Annotated in this window: 19 protein-coding genes; 13 read left to right on the forward strand and 6 right to left on the reverse strand. The window is 44.0% G+C overall.

The window, feature by feature from the left end:
• The 4 genes from PN499_RS21400 to PN499_RS21415 all read left to right on the forward strand — a co-directional run.
• On the forward strand, positions 1–2392 hold a 2392-nt coding region (locus PN499_RS21400), incomplete at its 5' end, for a CHAT domain-containing protein (protein WP_272034399.1).
• Between the two features lie 2 nt (positions 2393–2394).
• The gene (locus tag PN499_RS21405) at positions 2395–3033 is read left to right on the forward strand and encodes a Uma2 family endonuclease (protein WP_272034401.1); all 639 of its coding nucleotides are present in this window, start codon (positions 2395–2397) and stop codon (positions 3031–3033) included.
• Between the two features lie 105 nt (positions 3034–3138).
• A complete protein-coding gene (locus PN499_RS21410) occupies positions 3139–3522 on the forward strand; it encodes a hypothetical protein (RefSeq protein WP_272034403.1) in 384 nt (127 codons plus the stop codon).
• Between the two features lie 5 nt (positions 3523–3527).
• Positions 3528–5144: a hypothetical protein gene (locus PN499_RS21415; protein WP_272034405.1), complete on the forward strand. Its 1617-nt coding sequence runs from the start codon at positions 3528–3530 to the stop codon at positions 5142–5144.
• Positions 5145–5195: 51 nt separating this feature from the next.
• Here the strand turns inward: PN499_RS21415 and PN499_RS21420 are convergent, their stop codons facing one another.
• The 4 genes from PN499_RS21420 to PN499_RS21435 form a co-directional block, all read right to left on the reverse strand.
• Positions 5196–6227, reverse strand: coding sequence for a hypothetical protein (locus PN499_RS21420; RefSeq protein ID WP_007355048.1), 1032 nt, complete (start codon positions 6225–6227; stop codon positions 5196–5198).
• Between the two features lie 74 nt (positions 6228–6301).
• Positions 6302–7660 carry a hybrid sensor histidine kinase/response regulator gene (locus PN499_RS21425; RefSeq protein ID WP_272034406.1) on the reverse strand — a complete coding sequence of 453 codons (1359 nt, stop codon included), beginning with the start codon at positions 7658–7660 and terminating at the stop codon, positions 6302–6304.
• 162 nt (positions 7661–7822) lie between these two features.
• On the reverse strand, positions 7823–8200 hold the full coding sequence (locus PN499_RS21430; protein WP_272034407.1) for a response regulator: 378 nt from the start codon (positions 8198–8200) through the stop codon (positions 7823–7825).
• Complete coding sequence (locus tag PN499_RS21435; protein WP_272034408.1) at positions 8197–11136, reverse strand: amino acid permease; 2940 nt, start codon at positions 11134–11136, stop codon at positions 8197–8199. Before PN499_RS21435 ends, PN499_RS21430 begins: the two co-directional genes overlap by 4 nt.
• Before the next feature lie 376 nt (positions 11137–11512).
• On the opposite strand from PN499_RS21435, the gene PN499_RS21440 reads away from it, so the two are divergent.
• Together PN499_RS21440 and PN499_RS21445 are read left to right on the forward strand one after the other, a co-directional pair.
• A complete protein-coding gene (locus PN499_RS21440) occupies positions 11513–11779 on the forward strand; it encodes a hypothetical protein (protein ID WP_272034409.1) in 267 nt (88 codons plus the stop codon).
• Complete coding sequence (locus PN499_RS21445; RefSeq protein WP_272034411.1) at positions 11776–12150, forward strand: type II toxin-antitoxin system PemK/MazF family toxin; 375 nt, start codon at positions 11776–11778, stop codon at positions 12148–12150. The genes PN499_RS21440 and PN499_RS21445 overlap by 4 nt, the downstream gene beginning before the upstream one ends.
• Positions 12151–12225: 75 nt before the next feature.
• Here the strand turns inward: PN499_RS21445 and PN499_RS21450 are convergent, their stop codons facing one another.
• A complete protein-coding gene (locus tag PN499_RS21450) occupies positions 12226–12732 on the reverse strand; it encodes a DUF4112 domain-containing protein (RefSeq protein WP_272034414.1) in 507 nt (168 codons plus the stop codon).
• A 257-nt stretch (positions 12733–12989) separates the two neighbouring features.
• Positions 12990–14909 carry a molecular chaperone DnaK gene (dnaK, locus tag PN499_RS21455; protein ID WP_272034416.1) on the reverse strand — a complete coding sequence of 640 codons (1920 nt, stop codon included), beginning with the start codon at positions 14907–14909 and terminating at the stop codon, positions 12990–12992.
• 251 nt (positions 14910–15160) lie between these two features.
• Here dnaK and PN499_RS21460 point away from each other — a divergent pair, with 251 nt between their 5' ends.
• The 7 genes from PN499_RS21460 (at position 15161) to PN499_RS21490 (ending at position 22277) form a co-directional block, all read left to right on the forward strand.
• Positions 15161–15379 carry a hypothetical protein gene (locus PN499_RS21460; protein ID WP_272034418.1) on the forward strand — a complete coding sequence of 73 codons (219 nt, stop codon included), beginning with the start codon at positions 15161–15163 and terminating at the stop codon, positions 15377–15379.
• A 42-nt stretch (positions 15380–15421) separates the two neighbouring features.
• Positions 15422–16072, forward strand: a complete 651-nt coding sequence (locus PN499_RS21465) for a DUF3386 domain-containing protein (RefSeq protein WP_272034420.1) — start codon at positions 15422–15424, stop codon at positions 16070–16072.
• Positions 16073–16375: 303 nt separating this feature from the next.
• Positions 16376–16615: a NifU family protein gene (locus PN499_RS21470; protein WP_007356646.1), complete on the forward strand. Its 240-nt coding sequence runs from the start codon at positions 16376–16378 to the stop codon at positions 16613–16615.
• 320 nt (positions 16616–16935) lie between these two features.
• Positions 16936–19611 (forward strand): response regulator, encoded by a 2676-nt coding sequence (locus tag PN499_RS21475; RefSeq protein ID WP_272034422.1) that lies wholly within the window; start codon positions 16936–16938, stop codon positions 19609–19611.
• A gap of 284 nt (positions 19612–19895) precedes the next feature.
• On the forward strand, positions 19896–20288 hold the full coding sequence (locus PN499_RS21480; RefSeq protein ID WP_272034424.1) for a response regulator: 393 nt from the start codon (positions 19896–19898) through the stop codon (positions 20286–20288).
• A gap of 262 nt (positions 20289–20550) precedes the next feature.
• On the forward strand, positions 20551–20763 hold the full coding sequence (locus PN499_RS21485) for a hypothetical protein (protein ID WP_272034426.1): 213 nt from the start codon (positions 20551–20553) through the stop codon (positions 20761–20763).
• A gap of 569 nt (positions 20764–21332) precedes the next feature.
• Positions 21333–22277, forward strand: coding sequence for an OmpA family protein (locus PN499_RS21490; protein WP_272034428.1), 945 nt, complete (start codon positions 21333–21335; stop codon positions 22275–22277).
• The last annotated feature ends 154 nt before the right edge of the window (positions 22278–22431 follow it).

Below are 22431 nucleotides of genomic sequence, written 5' to 3' on the forward strand. Positions count from 1 at the left end.
CAAACGGGCAAAGAATATAGATACTGCGATCGCTTGTTTTCAATTGGCATTAGAAGTTAGAACCCGTGAGGATTTTCCTAAATATTGGGCAGAGACTCAAAATAATCTGGGACTTGCCTACTCGGACAAAATCACAGGCAAACGGGCAAAGAATATAGATACTGCGATCGCTTGTTTTCAATTGGCATTAGAAGTTATAACCCGTGAGGATTTTCCCCAAGATTGGGCAATGACTCAAAATAATCTGGCAAATGCCTACTCCAACAAAATCACGGGCAACCGGGCCCAGAATATAGATACTGCGATCAAATGTTACCGACAAGCCTTAGAAATTTGGACTCCTTCTGCCTTTCCCCTTGACTGTCTAATCGCAGGACGCAACCTCGGCAACCTTGCCTTTGACCTCCAAGACTGGGAAAACGCCATTTACGGCTATGAAAACGCCATCACCGCCGTCGAACAAAGCCGCGACTGGTCAACATCCCAACGCAGCAAGCGCAAAATCCTCGAAGATGCCTTACCCATTTACGAGAAATTGGTACTTGCCAGCATCCACCTCGAACGCTACGAAACCGCCCTCCTCACCGTCGAACGCAGCAAATCTCGTACCCTCATCGAACTCCTCGACAACGCCAACCTCTACCCCAAAAACGCCACCGACAACCAAAAACAACGCCTCCGCCAACTCCGCAGCCAAATTGCCTCCCTCCAACAACAACTCGACAGCAACGAACCCCCAGAGGAAACCGACACCAACACCAACACCAGCCAGGAAAGCCGCAGTATTTCCACCCCAGAACGCCCGCAAACAGCCACATCCAGCCTCGAAACCGAACTGAAAACCCGGCAACAGCAACTCACGGAACTGCTGATAGAGATTAATGACCCCGACTTCACCCTCACCCAACGAGTCATTCCCCAACTCCCCGACTTTACCCAATTCCTCGACAGCCAAACCGCCCTCATCGAGTGGTATCTTCCGCCAAACCCTGAGTCTGGCTTTCATGTTTTTATCGTCACCAAGGCCGAAGAACCCCCTAAATCCCCCTTGGTAAGGGGGACTTTGAGTGAAGAAGAACCCCCTAAATCCCCCTTACAAAGGGCGACTGTGAATCTTGTCCCCCCCCTTACCAAGGGGGGGCTAGGGGGGGTTCCTATCCAAATTCAACACCTAGCCTTTACCCCCGAACACCGCCAACAACTCGACAGCGACATTGGCACCTACCTCAGCGACTACAACAAATCTACCTGGGGCGAGGCCCTTAGCCAACGTCTCATCACCCTAGCCGCATCTCTGCATCTCAACCAAATACTTGCCCAATTGCCTCTAACCATTGAAAAACTGATCCTCATCCCCCACCGCGATTTACACCTATTACCGCTTCACGCCTTATCAGCAACCCGAAACTTACCAAACGGCGAAACCAAAACCGGGTATTTGCTAGACCTCTATACCAACGGCATCCAATACGCCCCCAGCAGCCAATTTCTCGAACGTTTGCATCAACGGCAACGCCCGCCAATCAATGATATTTTCCCCTTATTCGCCATCCAAAATCCTACGGAAGACCTGCGCTACACTGAAATTGAAGTTGAAGAGATTTCCCGCGCTTTCAACCCTCACGCCCACATTTTGAAGCGCGGCGAAGCGACTAAAATCGCTTTTAAATCCGAAGCAACTCTCAAAAAATTAACTGATTCCTACTACGCGCATTTCTCTTGTCATGGCAGTTTCAACTCCGTTAATCCGCTGGATTCAGCATTAGTTTTAGCTGGAGATTTACCACAAATTTCTTTAGAACCCCCCCAGCCCCCCTTGGTAAGGGGGGGGCAAGATGAAGAAGAAGAAAAAGAAGAAGAAAAAGAAGGGAAAGAAGGGGAAGGGGAAGAAAATCAAAACCGCTATTTGACTTTACGCGATGGTCGTCGCTTTCGGATTGAGACTCAATGTTTGACACTCAAAGAAATTTTCGCTAGCCTCAATTTACCTTTCTGTCGCCTTGTCAGTCTCTCGGCCTGCGAAACTGGATTAGTCAGTAGAGTTGACACTGATGAATATATCGGTTTAGCGAGTGGTTTTCTCTATGCCGGTGCTGGTAATGTGGTCAGTAGTTTATGGTCTGTCAGTGATTTTTCTACAGCTTTTCTGATGATTCGGTTTTATCAAAATTTGAGAGATGAGGAGTTGTCAGTTTGTCAAGCTTTACAAGCTGCACAGAATTGGCTAAGAAAGGTTACGCGAACCGATTTTTTAACCTGGTTGAAAAACGAGGTAAAAATGGATCAAATTTTAGTTGCAGACCTCAAGATTTACATCCGTCGTTCTTTTCCCAATCTCCAACCCTTTGCTAACCCCCAATATTGGGCTGCTTTTTGTGCTATTGGTTTATAAATATGACTATTTCCCTAACCCAAATTCCCACAGATACCTGGGTGACAGCCACCTGGTCTGATTATCTCCAAACTGCGGATAGTCTTGACTGTGCAACAGCAAAAACCTATTATTATAAAGGCAGATTCCGACTCGAAATGTCACCAGTCACCAACGAACACGCCAGCGACCATAGTATTATCATTTTTGCCGTTTGTCTCTATGCCAGTCTCAAAGGAATTATCCTGAATGGCAAAGATAACTGTACCTATCGTCATCCGCAAATTCAAGAATGCCAACCAGATTTTTCCTGCTATATTGGTGATAATGCCCAAGTGATTGCTTGGGGAACAGGTATCATTAATTTAGAAAATTTTCCGCCTCCAGATTTAGTAATTGAAATCGCCAGAAGTTCTATCTCAGACGATAAAGGCGAAAAACGCCTTTTGTACGAAGATTTAAAAGTTAAGGAATACTGGATAGTTGATGTCAATACCGCCCAAATTTTAGCTTTTACCATCGATTTGCAAGGAAGTCATCGGATTAGAGAATCCCAAGTTTTACCCAGTTTAAACTTGTCTGTGCTAGAATCGGCTTTAAGTCAAACTCGCACGAGTCCTCAAAGTCAAGTTTGTAGTTGGCTGTTAACTCAATTTCAATAGATTGTCATGTGGGCGGGGCGGGTTTATAAGATTTGTTGATATTTATCAAATATCTTGGCGAACCCGCCCCTACGGAATCAAATTCAATCGGAATAACTAAAAAATATGGAACCTTTTTTTAATGCTTCGCAAACTATTCTCGACTTTTTAACCTTGTTGGAAGTGGAACGCGCTAAAGGAAAAAGCGAGTTAATTGATGAGAAAGCTTGGCAAGATTTGAAACAACTCGATCTAATTTTGCAGACTATTGATAAACCCCATCAAATTGCTGATGCAATTCTTGACTGGTGCGAAAAATATCCAGAAATTAATCGAATATTTAACCAAAAAGATTGGCAAAAAGTTCGCTGTGATATGGTTGAAGACGAAAACTCGGAGATCGATCCTGCACCCCCGTCAGGCGAGGCAGATATTATTCGGAATCGAGATAAAATACAAAAAATAATTCAAGACCCAGACAATAATTTAGCCAGCAATCCAGAAAGTTAATCGCGATGTCAAATGAATTTGAGCCTGTTTATTATGCCTTAAATGTTAGCTTGTTTGCTTTCACTCTGCAATCTGGCTCATATTTAGATTCCCAAGAACTAATTAACGAATCTCCGCACAATTTTAAGCACAAGTACGAAAAATTACTAAAAGATAATTTTAGTTCAAAGTTGGATTTTTCTAAGCCATTTCCTGAACTTCGCGAAGATTTTCCAAGGTCAGACAATTACGACTTACTAGATAGCCCAAAAAAAGGTAAGCGACAATACTTTTTGCGTTCAAGTCAAGAGACAAACCAAAATCCAATTCAGCCTAAACCGTTATATCGGTTATTGGTATACCCACAAAAACTTAGCGATAGCTACGCCTTATTAATTAATTTTTATCGTCCGCAAGCTGAAGGTTTTGATAGCGTAAAATTAAGTGAAGTTGGCGAATTTAACCCTAATAAATGCTTGACTCTCAAAAAAGATCCGCATTTTATTGGAGAAACTTTATTAATTACTGCTTTTTTGTCTCAATCCAAACCAAATAAAGCCGAAGAATTAAGAACTAATGCCGAAGATTTGCTAAAGCAATTACTTGGTTCTTGTCCTGATTTTTATCAAGCTGATAACTTTTTAGATAGTTATATTTTAGAGTTTAGCCAACCTAAAATATTGCAAACTCGCTATCTTGTGCTTTTCTATTTTGCCGAGTCCACTCCCAAACAACTTCAGGAAATATATTGGGACTTACCAGAACTGTTTTTATACTATCATAAAATCACCAAAGTTTTTCAACAAAGTCGTAAATATGCCGATGAACTGGATAAATTAATCCGAGAAGAAATTGAAAGCAAATCAAAGTTACCAGAGTCTTTAGATTTGGAGGTATTAAAAAATCGACTCAAAGACATCTTAAAAACTGTTCCCACATATACTTTAAAGGTGCGTAATCTTGAAGATACTTTGAATACGATCAATATTCATATTAGAAATTACGAACTTATCCTCAAACGTCTGCAAGTTGAAGTAAGCAATAGTCTTGATTTATTTAGTCGCTTTGCAGAACGAGAAAGCCAAACCTTTCAACTGCAAATTCAAGCTGATTTAAACTATGCTAAACCTGGTTCTCAATTACTAGATCAGGCTATTTCCAGCATACGCGGCTTAGTGGAAATCGATCAAGCAGAAAGCGATCGCGCTTCAGAACTCAGAGAAAAAGAGCGCGATCGCCAACTGCAACAAACCTTACAAGCTAATGAAATAAAAGAAAAAGAGCGCGATCGCGAATTAGAAAATACCATTCAAGCAGTTGGTACTGGTATCGGTGTAGGAATTGGCTTTGCCGGCATCTTAGCCAGCAGCTATCCCTTGATAGAAAAACCTTGGGACTTCCCCTCTCCCCAACATCCCTTACTTGCGCCGCATCCCTTTATTATTGCCATTACAATTAGTTGTTTATTCGGTGGAGGCTTGGGATGGCTAGCTTGGCTACTGATTACTCGTAAAATGCTAAGATCATCATCTTCTACTAACCAAATACGGGGATCTGTGCAGACCAGTTTATCTAGTTCCCAAACTCCAGAAGTAGCGATTCCTCAACAACCGGAAGAAGTGCGATCGCAACCTCTCAACTAACTAACAACCAACAACTAACAACCAACAACTAACAACTAACAACTAACATTTTTAAGAATCCGATAAAATTTGCAATCTAATCGTCCTCTCACCATCTCCCAAACCTACCTCGATCACTTCCCCAGAAATACTATCTAAACAACTTAAAAGCAATCGTAAATTAGGCGTGCTCGCGCCAGTATCAACATATAACCTATCTGCCAAACCGCTTAAACGTTTCCAAACTGTATAAAGTTTAGCCACAGTTTGCTCCAATTGAGCCGCTTGTTTCACCACATCAGCCGCCGTATTTAAACATCCTATTCGTAAAGCTTCTTCTAAAGCCATTTCCATATCTAAATGGGACTGATTTAAAGCTTGCACTTGGGCCGCAGCATCCAAATATTTAGATAAACTTCGAGCATCTGAAGTTAGCTGTTTAACAGTATCGACATCGGGATTTTCTGCCGCCTCTTTTTGAATTTCAACTTGATGAGATGGCGGCAATTTTTCCATTTCCCGCACTAAAGGCGCGAGAAAGCGGGGCGGAAGAGAACCTGTGGATGCTTTTTCTTTGACTTCATCTGGCAACAATTCTGAGTTCATCGCTGTCCATTCATCTGTCAGTTGGCGCACTTCGCGGCGGGTGATGCGATCGCCATTTGAGGCCGCATCCGTGACCATCTGCTGCACTTCTGGCGAGGCCTTAGCTGTTTCGATAAATGCCCGTTTGCTGAAGTTTCTAATCGCATCTGTATTTAAATGTCCCTGTTCGATCAGGGTATCAGCACTATTGGCTAATTCGATCAGGGAATAAGCTTGACTTTTACTGATTTCGCGTTCTTTTAGCCAGTTTAAAAAGCCAGTACCGCGTCCTTCGCCGCCTTTTTTCTCGCGATCGCGCACCACTCGGAGAATGTGCCCCCGCCAGATATCAGTTTGCAGATCGAAGCGATCGCACACTTTCCAAGCATTGTCAAGCTGCTCTTGAAAATCAAACTCTGGAAGCTCTGAGTCTTCGGGATCTGGCAGTTGGAAGTTGAGGTCGGTGAGGCCATTGAGGGCTTCAGCTAGGTCGTTCGGTGTTTGAGGGACTTCAGGCATTACAGAGAAATTGGGGAATGCGATCGCGATATAGATTTTACCAGACTTTCCCCTGATTTTTTAATTAATTCTCCTTAACTTGCCTTCATCTGTACCCGATCGCTTTGCCTAACAGGAATCTCAATTACAAATTCTGCACCCCGATCTGGTTGCGAAAAACACATCAACTCTCCCCCATGCTTATCCACTACAATCTGATAGCTAATAGATAAACCCAATCCCGTACCTTCACCCACAGGTTTAGTTGTGAAAAAAGGGCTAAATAGCCGATTTCTTACATCGTTTGTCATCCCCGGCCCATTATCTTTAATACAGATTCTCACCCAATCACGATTTAGCATACAAGTACAAATCGTAATCGTACTAGGCTCATTTTTTATTTGCTCCGGGCTGCGTTCTTTATCATAGTAATTCAAGGCATCAATGGCATTGCTCAGTAAGTTCATAAATACCTGATTTAACTGACAAGCATAGCATTCTATTTTAGGCAAATCCCCGTATTTTTGAATGACTTGGATAGACGGACAATCTGGCTTAACCTTAATCCGACTCTGCAAAATCATGAGAGCGCTATCAATTCCCTCATGAATATTAACTGGTTTGATCTCAGCTTCGTCAAGGCGGGAGAAGTTCCGCAACGTCAGTACAATCTTACGGATACGTTCTGCCCCCACCATCATCGAAGACAGCATTTTAGGGAGATCCTCTCTGATAAATTCCAGCTCTATTTCCTCAATTAAAGCTTCTATTTTATGGTAATCATTAGCCTCAATTTGGTAAAGGTTGATTAAATCCAATAGCTGCTGAGTATACTGATTGACATAAGTTAGATTGCCATAGATAAAGTTAACAGGATTATTAATTTCATGGGCAACACCCGCAACTAATTGTCCTAAGCTAGACATTTTCTCAGTTTGAATAAGCTGAGCTTGTGTGCGCTGTAAATTTTGCAGTGCCAGTTCTAATTCAATAGCTTTTTCTCGCTCTCTTGCTTCTGATTGCCGTAATTTTTCCTCTCTTTCTTGGCGAGAGCGCTCATTTTCCTTTAACTGTTGTACATACGACAATGTTTTGTTAATTGTAATTTCTAAATCCTGAAAATTTATCGGCTTAGTCAAAAAATCAAAGGCCCCAGCGTTCATCGCCTTTCTAATATTTCCCAAGTCTCCATAAGCGGATATAACTATTGTTTTGACTAGGGAAGCTATCTCATTAAGCTTCCCTAACAACGCGATACCATCCATAACTGGCATATTAATGTCAGTCAAGACAATGTCTATATCTGGTTCTTCTTGTAACTTAGCAAGTGCTTCTACGCCATTATATGCAAAAAAGACTTGGTATTCTTCTGCACGGATCTTTTTTCTAAATCGCTGGGAAATTAGAGATTCTAAATCTGGCTCATCATCTACAAATAATATTTTTGCTGGCATATTAGGCTCTTAAGAAGGGGCTAGGGGCTAGGGACTAGGGACTAGGGGAAGAGAGGGGAATCGGGGGAGCAGGGGAGAAAATTTTTCGATTAGCAATTAGCAATTAGCAATTAGCAATTAGCAATTACCCATTACCAATTACCCATTACCAATTACCAATCATTAATTTATGCTAAGATTAACTATTTTATTTTTGAGAGTCTCAAAATTAACAGGCTTAGTAATATAGTCATCAGCTCCATAAGCTATTGCAGTTTGGTGATTTTTCTCATCTCCATAAGCAGTAATCATAAAAACTTTTAGATCGGCAAACTTTTCTTTAATGATTCTGAGCAATTCTAGCCCATTCATTCCTGGCATATTAATATCGGACAAAATTAAGACAATAGAGGCTTCTTCGTGATTTTCTAAGTATTCTAATGCAGCCTCTGCTGACAGAGCAAAATGAAATTGCATTTGACCAGCTTTGATTTCTTTTCTAAATCTTTGCTTGAACAATGACTGAATATCTTCTTCGTCGTCTACCACCATTACTTTCATTTTCTTAACTCCTTAACCCTAGCTATGTTTTTTGGCAACGTGATTATAAACTCTGTGTAATTACCTATTTCTGTTTCGACTTTTAGTTCTCCGCGATGTTGCTGGACGACAACATCGTTACTGATAGACAGACCTAGACCAGTACCTTCCCCCGCTGGCTTTGTAGTAAAAAAGGGATTGAAAATTTTATCGAGTACCTCTGGTTTTATACCTGGGCCATTATCGAAAATACGGATTTCAATCCGGCCGTCTAAATTTCTAGTTTTCACCTTAAGTAGAGGTGAAAATCCTTCCGGCATTTCTTGTTTCTCTTTATGAAGTGCATAGCAAGCATTACTAATAATGTTAAGAAAAACCCTACCTATGTCTTGTGGTACGACCTCTACCTCCCCAATTTCATTGTCATATTCGGTTTCTATAGTAATGTTAAAAGCATCTTCCTTAGCTCGCATCCCGTGATAGGCTAGATTGATATATTCTGCCAATAAACTATTAATATCGGTGGCTTCCCAATGGCCGCTTTGTCCTCTCGAATGCAAAAGCATATTGCCAACAATTTTGTCAGCTCTTTGACCGTGTTGATTAATTTTTTTAAGATTTTCTTGAAGATCGGTTAATAGCTCAGAAATATATTCTCTTGTATCCGGTTCTAAGCGTTCTCCTTGATTTTCCAGTTCTGCAAATAGTTCTTCCGTTAATTCAGTAGAAACTTCTGAGAAATTGTTGACGAAGTTTAAAGGGTTTCTGATTTCGTGGGCAATTCCTGCGGTTAAACTTCCCAGAGAAGCCAGTTTTTCTTGAACAACAATCTGATTTTGCATAGCTCTGAGATTTTCTTCGATTCGCAGGCGCTCTTCAATTTCAGTCTGCAATTGCTTTACAGTATGAGTGAGTTCAGATGTTCGCTCTTCGACTTTGATCTCTAGTTCCTCATTAGCTTTTTGCAGGGCTTCCTCGGCTTGTTTGCGATCGGTGATATCGCGCACGATCGCCACATATTCTTGCAGATCCTGATTGGAAAGGGAAGCATCTTGGGAAAATCGATCGGAGATCGCAACTTCCAGAATGCGCGAACTATCATCGGACAGTGTGAGAGTTTGTTCGCTACGGCTGAGCCACTGCTCCGGCTGAGCCCCTAATCCGGGTAAAAATTTGTTTAGGTGAGACCCAATTAGCCTAGTAGTATCTATTCCGAAGACGCTTTCAGCAGCGGGATTAGTCTGACGAATTATACCATTTTCATCCAGCACGACAATAGCATCTAGGGCAATCGTAAATAGCTGTTCTGCTCCCTCTCTGGCTTCATCCATTGAGACCACTTGGGGTAAACTCGTCCAACAGGCAACTGCCACCCCAATAAAAGCAACTGTCACGAGTAGCACTACCAATAAATTTAAGCCAACAGTAGAGTTAGCATATAATTTGAAGCCAAAAATCCAGCCGATCGCAACGGCGCTAACGATCAGTAAGATTAAAACTACAACCTGAGACGCTACAAAATCTGGGATTTTGCCCTGGCTGCTGTTGCGGTAACGCCGAATCCACCAGGAGGGATGGAAAGGTGCAAAAGCAATGCGACTCATCCCTGCATCCACTGCTAAAACGGCAAGGGGAAAAAACAACCCAATGATAAAGTCTTGCCAACCCCAAGCCAAGCCTCCCACGACTAGAACCACCGCATCTACTACGAAAAAAGCCAGAGACCACCAAGGCCAGCGAATTTCTGGCTTATCCCGCCGCAGCCACAGTGAGAGATGGAACATCATCAGACAGACAACTAAGCCAACATTAGTAATCGCCACCAGCCGAGGCACATTTCCCCAAGCTAGACAGATTAAACTGAGAACCAAAACAAAGACCAGCCCAAATCCAAATACGCCCCGTCGGGATACAACTGCGAATGTGGGGGAAATATGTCCATCTACGGCAAGTTGGTACAACATACGGGGGCAGTTGGAAACAATTGTCGCGCAACTTAGAAGACAGCTAGCCACTACTAGAAAGGTGACAAGGGTGGGAACCCAAGGCCCCCATAATACCTGACAGGCAGCTAATACATTTAAGAATACGTCATCTTTCAGGCCAGGAGCAGTGGCCAAGCGCATCAGTACCCAGGAACCTCCCAAAATGACAGGTAGCATCGCCACTGCGGAAATTTTGAGAAATTGCAAGGTTTTAGTCGGGTTGCGGCTATCAGCGACGAAACTGGCAGTGGAGTCACAGCAGTAGAAAATGTACGTACCAAAGTAAAACCACTTAGCCCATTCAATAAAGGTGAATGCTGGCCAAGTGGCGGGGAAAAATCCGGGACTGTTTGGAGAAAAAGCTAACCAGAATAGACCATGAAGGGAAAAAACGGATAATACGCCCACCGTTGGCAACACAAAAAAGGCGTGGAGAATACTTAAGGCGCGGGTGCCGCTGAAGGTCAGAATGAAGGTTATAAGTGTGAAGGTAATATTTAATAAAGTTTCAGGACAGCTAAAACCTAAACTATTGAGGTTGACTTTGATTAGTTGGGTCAGAACGATCGCAGAAATTGGCAGTGTTGCTACCCAGCTTAAAAAGTAGCCGATCGCTGCATAGCTTCCCAGGCCTGGATAATTTTTTAGCAGTCGGGCGGTATAGTTGGGAGTTCCCCCAGCCATATCTGGGAAATACTCGCCGATGCGTTTTACCTGTAGATTGAGCATCATGCCCATAAGAATACCGGGCAGCCAGATGAAGATGGCGCTAGGCCCCATGCTTGCTTGGATGACTGTGGCGATCGTAAACCAATTGGCGTGACCGGTGAGACCAAAGCCGGATGTTTCCACAGCACTCAGGCTTCGGGGGAGGCGCATGAGCGATCGCCTATTAAGATTTTCTCTTGAGGAAGGCTGAGTTATTTGTGACTGGTAGCCGTTTTCTGTCTGGTGTCGGATGTCTGTCGCCATCAGTTTTACCTGTTATTTTTTGGATGTTGCAGTTGCTACCCAGATATTCAGTTTTATAGTTATAGAGTTAAATTTTCTGTTAAGGATTTTTGCTAGTTTCTTGCGATCGGCACAGCCCTGATTGCTATTATCCTAACCCCAGTTTATAGCTATTTCTGAAAAATAATCGCCATAGGTTCCCTTGAATGATGATGTGTTTTCGCCGGGACTTGCTCTCACCCGATTAAGTCGTTCGGTTTTTTGGGACTTCCCGTATTACAAAGAAATTGGAGGAATGGGCTAGATTATTGCACGCTTAAATATTTTTGTCAGCAAATTGCTTTAAATTAGGAGATATTGATTTAAAATGAGTTTATGTTTCCACAGAGTTAGAAAAATGCTGAACATTACTAAGAGTTATGTGGTTGACGAAAATCAGCAACCTATTGCTGTCCAAATTCCCATTGCCGAATTTGAGAGGATTGAGAAAATTTTGAAAAAGTTCGATTTGACACGATTTCTGGAAGCAACAGAAGAACATGAAAAAACATTGAATGAGATGGATATAGAAGACGAACCCTACGACTGGTTGCCGGGAGAATTAGGTTCTGGCAAGCCAGTAAAGTATATTGATGGAGTAGGATTAGTAATTGTTGACAAATGACAGCGATTTCATTACAGTTTGGGGATATTGTTGCTGCCTATTTTCCTAAACACATCCCTAAAGGGCACGAACAGGGCGGTTATCGGCCTGCGATCGTAGTAGGATTTCCCCAAAAACTAGGAATACCAAGGTTTTCCTCAGTAATCTTGATTCCTATGACAACTGATAGAGGACAAGCATGGGCTACTACTTCTCCAGATTTGTATCCACGATTTCCAGCAGGTACAGGGGGATTGCGTCAGGCTTCTATTGCTTTGTTGGATCAAATTCGGATGTTAGATGTAATGCGAATTTCTGAGTATTGGGGTCGTCTGACACCTGAACAATACGAACCAATTTTGAACGGCATTCACAGGATGATTGGATATTGATTATTAAGGTTTATGGTGAAATGAGATCGTTTTTTAGTCGATCGCACTTCTATTTAAACATTCCGAGCGCCTAAATCATCCACCGAATAAAGCACTTGCCAACCAGCCAATTATCGCCACACTCAAGGAAATTATTAATAACATTACTAACAACAATCCCCCCAATAATCCACCCACAAACCACCAGTTAACGGCTGTCCCAGTCTGAGGTGAACCTAAATGATCCTCTAGCAATTCTAAGTTTTTGATATTAGACTTCCAGGCTACATCAAATAAATCTCCTACTACTGGAACAGTACCCGCAAAGGTATCTACAATAACATTAGAAACCATTTGCACCAATTTTTCCTGCGATACTCCCATTTTAGCGGCTGTTACTATCATATAAGCGGAGAAAACCATTGCCACAAAATCGCCGCCTCCGGGTATAAGTCCTAAGATGGGATCGATTCCAATCCGATATCTTGTACCAGGGATACCAATTGCATTGTCAAGTAAATGGCTAATTTGCCGAATCCGCCGCAAATTAGCAATGTGGGATGGGTGAGGAGGGTTAATAGGAGTGGGTTTTCTGGGAGTCATAATTAATTTTGGATTTGGGATTTTTTAGCGTTGAATTTATAAAGGGTTTCACAAACAATTTAGGAACCTAAACCTTAAACTTACGCTTTGCAGCAACTTAATCTCAAACTCTGACAGAAACGGTGCGATCGATCGCTTCAACAACGCTGTCTTTGCGCTAAAGTGCAACAACATACCTAAAAATTAACCCCCTGAAAATTCAGGGGGAAAGAAGCGATCGCATCGGCGATAGGAGTGAATTTCCTATCGCCTATCAATTACTGCTTCGCTTCCGTAAAGTCAGCATCAATCACATCATCAGGGGCCGAACCGCCACCAGTTGCGCCACCACCAGGAGCACCAGGGCCACCAGGGCCGCCAGGGCCACCATCACCGCCAGCTTGCTGATAGAGGTTGCTGCTAACAGCATAGAAAGCTTGTTGCAGTTCCGTCGTCAGCGTCTTGATCCGATCGTCATCTTCCTTCGCGATCGCATCTCGCAAGTCCTTAATCAACCCTTCAATCTTAGTCTTATCAGCAGCAGGAACTTTCTCACCAAGTTCAGCTAACTGCTTCTCGATTTGATAGGCTAAAGAATCAGCTTGATTCTTGCGATCGATCCGTTCGCGACGTTCCTTATCAGCAGTAGCATTTGCCTCTGCTTCCTTCACCATCCGCTCAACTTCATTACCTGGTAAAGTAGAAGCACCAGTAATGCTGATTGATTGTTCCTTACCAGTACCCTTATCCTTAGCAGCCACATTCAAAATACCGTTAGCATCGATATCGAATGTCACCTCAATTTGAGGTACGCCACGAGGTGCAGGAGGAATGCCATCTAAGCGGAAAGTTCCCAGACTCTTGTTGTCATTAGACATTTCCCGTTCGCCTTGCAGAACGTGAATTTCCACGTTAGTTTGGCCGTCTACAGCAGTCGAGAAAGTTTCTGACTTCTTAGTAGGAATGGTGGTATTACGAGGAATAATCTTCGTCATCACGCCGCCCAAAGTTTCCACACCCAGAGACAGCGGAGTAACGTCAAGCAACAGAATATCTTTGACTTCACCGGAAAGCACGCCTGCTTGAATAGCAGCACCAACAGCTACCACTTCATCCGGGTTAACAGTTTGGTTAGGTTCCTTACCCAAAATCCGGCGCACCAGTTCTTGAACTGCGGGGATACGAGTAGAACCACCAACTAGAACAACTTCATCGATCGCAGCCTTATCTAACTTAGCGTCGCGGAGAGCATTTTCAACTGGGATGCGACTGCGGTCAATTAAATCTGCACAAAGTTCTTCAAATTTGCCCCGCGTCAAAGTCATGTCCAAATGTTTTGGGCCATCTTGAGTCGCGGTAATAAATGGCAGGTTAATTTCAGCTTGAGTAACGCTAGAAAGCTCGATTTTCGCTTTCTCTGCCGCTTCAGTTAACCGTTGCAAAGCTTGTTTATCCTTGCGAAGGTCAATACCTTCAGCTCTTTGGAATTCTGCGGCGATATAATCGACAATTTTTTTATCAAAGTCGTCACCGCCTAAGTGAGTATCCCCAGAAGTTGCTAATACTTCAAATACGCCATCGCCAACTTCCAGCACTGATACGTCAAACGTACCGCCACCTAAGTCAAATACAAGGATAGTTTCGTTGCTCTTTTTATCTAAACCGTAAGCAAGAGCGGCGGCTGTTGGTTCGTTGATAATCCGCAGCACTTCAATCCCAGCAATGCGACCAGCATCTTTGGTAGCTTGACGCTGAGAGTCATTGAAGTAAGCAGGGACAGTAATCACAGCTTGAGTGACAGTTTCGCCCAGGTATTTGCTAGCATCTTCTACGAGTTTGCGAAGCACTTGAGCAGAAATTTCTTCTGGGGAAAGTTGCTTACCACGTGCGGGAATATCCAGTTTCAGGCTATTACCGACATTGAGGACTTTGTAGGAAACTTCAGTAGTTTCGTGGGTTACTTCGTCCACCCGACGACCAATAAACCGCTTAACAGAGTAAAATGTGTTTTCGGGGTTCATCACCGCTTGACGCTTGGCGATTTGTCCCACTAGCTGATCGCCATTTTTGGCATATGCGACTACAGAAGGAGTTGTGCGACCCCCCTCGGCGTTGGCAATGACGGTGGGTTTACCGCCTTCCATAACTGCGACGCAGGAGTTAGTCGTACCTAAGTCAATTCCAACTACTTTTCCCATAGGGGTGTTCCGGCTCCAATCACTACAAAAATTTTGGCTATCTATCTACCCGACGTGCGGGTGGTTTGGGACTGCAACTTTCACCCCGTAGGGTGTATCGGCAGTTAATCCAGCTTTAATACAGTCTTAGATAGGTGACATATCTATATACTGTGGGCGTTTCGAGCTTTGATGAAGGTGTATTTACCGAACCTGGATAGGGACGGTTAGACTACTTACTGATTGCTTTCGCCACAGCTTTAGACTGCTGAATGTTTACTCTTACTAATGTAAGGGGAGCGATCGCTTTGGACATGGAGGCAAACCGTATCTGTCTGGTTGTATTTGCCGTCGTAGGTGAGGAAGAAGGAAGAAGGAAGAGGGAAGAAGGGAGAAGGAGGAAGGCAGAGAGAGGGAGGAAGGCAGAAGGCAGAATGCAGAAGACTATTTCTCGCGCCACTGTCTCGGCGGTATCCCACAAAAATCGCTAAAGCTTTCTAAACTAGAAGAAATATTGAGACTAAGAGAATTTTATGACTGAGCAAGCAAACGCTCGCGACTTATTTCGCGCCGCCTACGAACATCGATACACCTGGGACTCAAACTTTCCCGGTTACAGCGCTGATGTCGAACTCAAGCAAAATGAGGAAATCTACACCGGCCATATTGCCATCAAACCAGACATGACCGTAGAAGTCAGCGGTATCGACGACGAAGAAGTGCAGCAAAGCGTTTACACCCAACTCCGGGACATTGTAACCCACCGCAAACGGGGATCGTTTGACAAATCTCACGGCAATAATAGCTTTACTTTAGGCGAAGCCGATAGCGACGGAGCTGTAGAAATTTTAGTTAAAGGTGACTCGATGGGGTCTAACTACAAAATCCGAGGCCTTTTAATTTCTCAAGTTAGTCGAGTCATGGGTCGGATGGCCTTTGTGATTGATACCCACGAAAGCTTAGAAACACCAGAAGGTTCTCTAGCCAGCCGCTACGATGCCGTTTTCCGCAACCCTCAGACTGGAGACATCCTCAAAGAACTTGAATTTCAAGATACCTTTGAGAAAATTGGCGACTACTACGTGATGACCAAACAGGTGATTCACTCTAAAGAAGATGGACAAGCCACAACAACTGAGTTTAACTACTCTAACGTCAAACTGTTAGAACCCGCCCTTGTTTAGTCTGGTTTTGACCTGCAAACCCCTGTAGAGCCGACCTGAGTGCTGAGTTATTCTTTAAGTCCTCAGTCCTGCTAAAGCAAGAGTTCACTTGCAAATCGCGGACTTAGGAGTTAAAAAATACTTAGCACTCACTTGCTAACAGATTTTTAGAGGTCAAGTACCAACAAACTGCGATCGCAACTCAGTTTCTTCAGGAAACCTAGTTTTTGGTGCAATTCGTTTGAGGAAAAAACGTTTATTCACAGCAAGTAGCGCTAGGATCGAGATCGGTATCAGTTGTGCGGAATATTTGCAAGGTAAAACATGACAACACTAGCACTCACGAGAGAAAATGTAGAACAAGTTCTGGATGAGTTGCGGCCCTACCTGATGTCTGACGGCGGGAACGTTGAACTGGTAGAGATTGAAGGCCCAGTAGTCCAACTGCGATTGCAAGGAGCTTGTGGTTCTTGCCCCAGCTCAGCCATGACTTTGAGAATGGGAATTGAGCGCCGCTTGCGTGAAACCATCCCCGAAATTGCCGAAGTTGAACAGGTAATGTAAGCCGAACTTAGAGTAATTGGTTAATGGTTAGTGGTTAGTGGTTGGTAGTTGCTTAATATAGGGCTGACACAATAACAACGTATTTCGGTCATTACGAACGCAGCGAAGTAATCGCAACGCTTTGTTTTTAGCCGATACTGTGTAAGTCCTATTAGTAGTTGGTAGTTGCGAGTTGGTGGAAAACTGTTACCAATTGCCAATTACTAATAGAATAATTCAGGATTCAGGAGCCAGAATTCAGTACAAATTCTTCTGAATAATGGCTTCTGAATTATTTTTCCAGCTCCTAATTATCAATTACCAATTACCAATTACTAATTATGAAAGTTTTACTGGTAGAAGATGACGAGTATATAGCCCAAGCCCTCAGCACGACGCTCACGGAACAACATTATACTGTTGACGTAGCTTATGACGGTCAAGCGGGATGGGAATATGCAGAGGCTTTTACCTATGATTTAATATTGCTGGATGTGGTGCTGCCAAAACTGGATGGGATCTCGCTTTGCCGCCAACTGCGATCGCGACACACTACAACTCCAATTCTTCTATTAACCTCTTGCGACAGCAGTGCTAGCAAAATAGAAGGACTCGATGCTGGGGCCGATGACTATGTAGTTAAGCCTTTTGATTTTTTGGAACTCTCGGCTCGGATTCGCGCAATTTTAAGGCGAGGTAGCGCAGCATTACCACCAATTTTGGAAACGGGTAAACTACGTCTCAATCCTAATAACTATGAGGTAATTTACGACGACCAACCTCTGAATCTGACTCCCAAAGAGTACGCTCTACTAGAACTATTTTTGCGTAACACCCAGCGCGTCTTCAGCCGCCGGGCGATTTTAGATCATCTGTGGTCGTTTGAAGAACCGCCAGCAGAGGATACGGTAAGAGCTCATATTAAAGGTTTGCGGAGTAAGTTAAAAGCAGCAGGTGCGCCACCGGATTTAGTTGAAACAGTTTACGGTTTAGGCTACCGTCTCAAGCCCGAAAAAAGGGAAGAAATCCTAGAAAACTCGGAATTAAATACTCCCCAACTAGAAGATTTATCGCTACCATCGCTACCGCCGGAACTGAAAAATAGTAGTAGTTTAGAAGATAGGATTAACATCCCCGAAACTGCTAGTATTGTAACACAATCTAATAGTTACAATGCACTCCTTAGCAGCAAAGAATCATCCTTAAGCGATGCCATAGCCAAAGTTTGGGAGCGATTCAGAAGTAGCATTAGCGATCGCATCGCCATCCTCGATCAAACAAATGTTGCTCTAAACCTTGGTCAACTTAGTGACGAACTAAGGCAGCAAGCAAGTCAAGAAGTCCATAAACTTGTAGGTTCCCTGGGAACATTCGGTTTAGCAGAAGGTTCGCGCCTGGCCCGCGAGATGGAAAACTTGCTTCAGAGCGATCCCAAACAAGACCAAGCGCCCCAACTTTGCAAGTTAGTAGCGACTTTGCGCGAGGAACTAGAGCGGTGGAAGGGGGGAGCGGGGGAGCGGGGGAGATGGGGAGATGGGGGAGATGGGGAAGTTAAATCTTCCCTATCCTCCCCATCCTCTCTCTCCTCCCTCTCCTCGCCATCTCCCTTCCTGTTGATCGTGGATGAGGATGAGTCTTTTACTGACGAGTTAGTTGTAGAGGCAAACACGCAAGGTCTTAGAACCGAAGTTGTCACGAATTTATCAGTAGCGAGAGAGGCTTTCTGTTCGTCTAACAGGAACGGTAATTCATTATATCCAGACGTTGTACTCATTGACCTCAATCTTAATGATGGCGAACGGGGTAGTAGGGAAGGCGATCGCCAGCAAACTTTTGAGCAGGGGAAAAAAGAAAGCGAAAAGATTAATTGCCCAACGACTGCTAGTTGCAAACAGCATCAGCAAAGATGGGATAGCTCAGAGTCAGAAAGTATAACTAGACTAGAAAGTTCCTATCAATTACTCGCAGACTTCACCCACCTCACACCGCCCGTACCTGTAGTGGTGTTCGCTCGTCATGGCAATTTTACTGAGCGAGTAGAAGTTGCTAGGCTAGGAGGAAGGGCATTTTTACAGAAACCAGTCCTGCCGGCTCAGGCGATCGAGGTAGTGCTAGATGCGATCAGACGTTCCCGCACTGCCGAAGCTAAAGTCATGGTAGTAGACGATGACCCCTATATGCTAGCAGCCCTGCGCCTCTTGCTAGAACCTTGGGGGGTAAAAACTTTAACCCTGGATGACCCGCGACAGTTTTGGGAAACCCTAGAAGTGGTCGTACCCGATCTGTTAATTCTAGACATTGAAATGCCTTATTTAACAGGAATCGAGCTGTGTCTCACCGTTCGCAACGATCCCCGTTGGAGCGGAGTACCCATACTATTTCTTACCGCCCATACTGATGCAAAGACGGTACATCAAGTCTTTGCGGCTGGAGGAGATGACTACGTAACCAAACCGATAGTCGGGCCAGAACTGGTAAACCGCATTTTCAATCGTTTAGAGCGCAGCCAGCTACTCCGTAGCAGAGCTGAAACCGATGCCCTGACAGGAGTTGCTAACCGCCGCCGTTCCACTCAAGACCTGAGTCAATTTTTGCACCTAGCCGATCGCCACAACCAATCCCTGTGCTTTGCTCTGCTGGATTTAGACTGCTTCAAGCAGGTTAACGACGAGTATGGCCATGCGATGGGAGATACAGTGCTGCGGCGCTTGGGAGAATTATTGCTCCGAACCTTTGGCGGTCAAGATGTGGTGGCTCGTTGGGGCGGTGAGGAATTTGTTGTAGGAATGTACGGGATGACAAAGCGGGACGCGATCAAGAGCATTGATGATGTTCTCATTAATTGGAGGAGTGAAGAATTTGTAGATACTGATGACCGTAAGTTTCGAGTCAGTTTCAGTGCTGGTATTGCCGAGTATCCATCTGATGGCAATGATTTGCAGGCTTTGTATCGAGCTGCTGATGAGGCGCTTTACCGAGCTAAAGCTGCTGGGCGCGATCGCGTTATGGGAGTCTAAGGCTCGAAGACGAACTCATGAATCAGAATAAAAACATATTTAAAACTCCGTCAAAACCTTGAATTTTTTTAATAATTACTACAAAAAGCTAGGAGAGATCGCGCAGAGCAAATTTGGTTCAAACACAAACACAGGATGACCTGTAACCTGCTGATTCTATTCCCTTCTTCCCTAGTCCTGAGCATCGGAGCATCGTAGTCCCTAGCTATAATTCACGGGTTTTTCACAAAGCCCATCTAAGCTTTAAGAATAATTTCCCTCTCTCATAAAGATATTAAGTAAAGATGTTAAGCTTAAATCCAAAGCGGATCTTGGTAATTGATGATGCAGAAGATGTTCGGGAGGTAGCTCAAGTCAGCCTAGAACTGGTAGGGGGCTGGGAGGTGCTGACGGCTAGTTCGGGAGGAGAGGGTGTGGCTAAAGCTATTCTTGAGCAGCCGGATGCTATTCTTTTGGATGTGATGATGCCTGACCAAGATGGCCCGACTACTTTTCAACAGTTGCAAGCTAATAGTGCTACCAAGCATATACCAGTAATTTTATTGACTGCTAAGGTAATGCCAGGTGACTGTGCATACTTTGCTAGTTTAGGGATTGCAAGTGTTATTTATAAGCCTTTTGAACCGCTGAACTTGCCTGTTCAGATGGCAAAAGTTCTGGGTTGGAGCCAAGAGTAGATCCGGATTGTGAAATTATTTTACCTTTTGTAACAATGTTCTTATCCTTCACGAGTTCTTCATATTTTGTATATAACTTCAATTATATGTCAGGGATCGTATAAAAGATACCTATTTGGTATCAAAAATAACTATTTACATACATCCCGGTTGAAATAGAAATACTCAGACTTTAACTAGAGTCAAGGTGTTCTCTTTGGATTAGTAAGTTTTTTGTGGAAATCAATTATCAATCTGTTCTAAATCTGGTTTAACAAATATCATGAATACTTGCCCATGCTGCTCCTCTCAATTACTCCGCCACGCTCGTCATAATAGCGTTTACTGGTTCTGTCCTGACTGTTGGCAAGAAATGCCAGATCTGGTGGAGATGGTTTTAGCTCCTAATAAGCGGATCGAGAAATTAGATGGCTTGGTAAAATTGTCTACCTGGATACCTAGATTAAGAACTATCGATGAGGTAGAAATTGCTTAGTCAGAAATAAGACTGAGGACAATTTTAAGAGATGCTTTTACTAGAGAACAAAAGAAAGAAATCAACCTATCAAGCAAAGGGTGATTAAAAGCGATACATCGATCGCTGGTTAGAGTTGACACTCCCAAGTCTAGCATACACCGGGATTCGTAAGATTAGCTGATATAGGAGTTACGCACGCTAGGTCAAAAACCGGTTTTTTTGCGTAAGTCCTATGATAGAGCAATTGCTTTCGTCAGTTAGGGGTTAGGGACTAGGGAAAGAAGGGAAGAGAAATTACTACAAGGAAAGGAACATAGAATCTAAACTAAGGGCTTCGCTGTGAGCCCTTCCTTCGTTGGGGAGTAAGCTCAGCCGAACGGTTTGAGCAATTTGGAATGTTTTAAGAGCCTTGGCGGTTGCCATAAGTCTTTGTAAGCTGGCTATGAAGAGGACAAGGGGGAAAGTAGTGCCCTTCTGCAAACAGTGGAGACTGGCAAAGGAGAAGTTCTGTGACTAAAGTAAAAGCCTAGCTTCTGCTAGGCTTTATAAAATGTCGGGCTATTACCTTAGAGTGAAAGAGAAAAACCGTGAAATCTTCACCAAAGAAATTTTCAGCCGCCCGGAGTTCTGCCCCTAAGTCGCCGGGAACAGGCTTGTTTGTGCTGTCCTTGATATTTCGACTGCTGCTGCTGGGGGTAGGAAGCGGTTTTGCGTGGGCTTTGGGGGTAGCGGCCGCGCAAATCTATCCCTCTGCTGGAACTGAGATACCTCTGAGTGAAAAATTGCTGCGCCAATTTCAGAATCTCGCTGCGGGCCCGAAACGCCTATCTCCAACTCCGAGTCCGATTCTTCCTTCACCAATCCCCACTCCTTCGAGTTCGCAATTGACTCCTACACAAAGGCAAAAACTGCAAGCCGACTTAAGACAGTTGCAAGGGGAATTAAATGCACTGATCGGGCGCACGGCGGCACTGGAGACACAATTAGGCAGCAGTAAGCCTACGGAAAGCTTAGAAAAGCGGTTGGAATTGATGTCACAGGAGTTAGGGACATCGACATCCGCCGCAGCGCCCAGTCCTGCTTTGCCTGCTGTTGGCAAAGATAGCAGTCCGATGCCGGGTCTTAAAGCTAATAATGCAGATGAATCTAGTGGCGATCGCAGTTCTGTATTTAGTGCGGATGCACTGATGGTGACACTCCCTAGTGATGTTTTGTTTGAGGTTGGTAGTAGTGCTCTGCGCCCCGGAACTAACGTAATTTTAGATAATTTGATTGCCGATTTGCAAAACTATGAGGGTGCTACTGTTCGCATTGCAGGGCATACTGACGATGCTGGGGAGGTGAAGGACAATCAAAATCTGTCGTTTGCCAGGGCTCAGGCAGTGGAACAATATTTATCTAAGACTCTTGGCCAGAAGTATCACTGGGTGGCGATCGGCTATGGAGAAAGTCGCCCGTCGGTAGAAAATACAACGGAGGCTAATCGCCAACGTAATCGCCGGATTGAAGTTGCGATCGATCCTCTACGTTAAGGGGTAATGGGTAATTGGTAATTGGTAATGGCTAATTGCTAATTGCTAATGGCTAATTGCTAATGGCTAATTGCTAATTGGTAACTAGGAAAAATCTCCCCCATCTCCCTCATCCTCCCCATCCTCCCCATCTCCCCCCCCTTCTTCCCTAGCC

Origin of the sequence: Kamptonema animale CS-326, from assembly GCF_028330895.1 — a bacterium.
Classification (GTDB): Bacteria; Cyanobacteriota; Cyanobacteriia; order Cyanobacteriales; family Microcoleaceae; genus Kamptonema; species Kamptonema formosum.

Bases quoted from the DNA above. Each gene is read 5' to 3' on its own strand.
- PN499_RS21430 (WP_272034407.1), bottom strand. From the start codon at position 8,200: ATGAAAGTAATGGTGGTAGACGACGAAGAAGATATTCAGTCATTGTTC.
- PN499_RS21410 (WP_272034403.1), top strand. From the start codon at position 3,139: ATGGAACCTTTTTTTAATGCTTCGCAAACTATTCTCGACTTTTTAACC.
- PN499_RS21425 (WP_272034406.1), bottom strand. From the start codon at position 7,660: ATGCCAGCAAAAATATTATTTGTAGATGATGAGCCAGATTTAGAATCT.
- PN499_RS21435 (WP_272034408.1), bottom strand. From the start codon at position 11,136: ATGGCGACAGACATCCGACACCAGACAGAAAACGGCTACCAGTCACAA.
- dnaK (WP_272034416.1), bottom strand. From the start codon at position 14,909: ATGGGAAAAGTAGTTGGAATTGACTTAGGTACGACTAACTCCTGCGTC.
- PN499_RS21465 (WP_272034420.1), top strand. From the start codon at position 15,422: ATGACTGAGCAAGCAAACGCTCGCGACTTATTTCGCGCCGCCTACGAA.
- PN499_RS21440 (WP_272034409.1), top strand. From the start codon at position 11,513: ATGCTGAACATTACTAAGAGTTATGTGGTTGACGAAAATCAGCAACCT.
- PN499_RS21405 (WP_272034401.1), top strand. From the start codon at position 2,395: ATGACTATTTCCCTAACCCAAATTCCCACAGATACCTGGGTGACAGCC.
- PN499_RS21470 (WP_007356646.1), top strand. From the start codon at position 16,376: ATGACAACACTAGCACTCACGAGAGAAAATGTAGAACAAGTTCTGGAT.
- PN499_RS21420 (WP_007355048.1), bottom strand. From the start codon at position 6,227: ATGCCTGAAGTCCCTCAAACACCGAACGACCTAGCTGAAGCCCTCAAT.
- PN499_RS21475 (WP_272034422.1), top strand. From the start codon at position 16,936: ATGAAAGTTTTACTGGTAGAAGATGACGAGTATATAGCCCAAGCCCTC.
- PN499_RS21485 (WP_272034426.1), top strand. From the start codon at position 20,551: ATGAATACTTGCCCATGCTGCTCCTCTCAATTACTCCGCCACGCTCGT.
- PN499_RS21445 (WP_272034411.1), top strand. From the start codon at position 11,776: ATGACAGCGATTTCATTACAGTTTGGGGATATTGTTGCTGCCTATTTT.
- PN499_RS21415 (WP_272034405.1), top strand. From the start codon at position 3,528: ATGTCAAATGAATTTGAGCCTGTTTATTATGCCTTAAATGTTAGCTTG.
- PN499_RS21450 (WP_272034414.1), bottom strand. From the start codon at position 12,732: ATGACTCCCAGAAAACCCACTCCTATTAACCCTCCTCACCCATCCCAC.
- PN499_RS21480 (WP_272034424.1), top strand. From the start codon at position 19,896: ATGTTAAGCTTAAATCCAAAGCGGATCTTGGTAATTGATGATGCAGAA.
- PN499_RS21460 (WP_272034418.1), top strand. From the start codon at position 15,161: ATGTTTACTCTTACTAATGTAAGGGGAGCGATCGCTTTGGACATGGAG.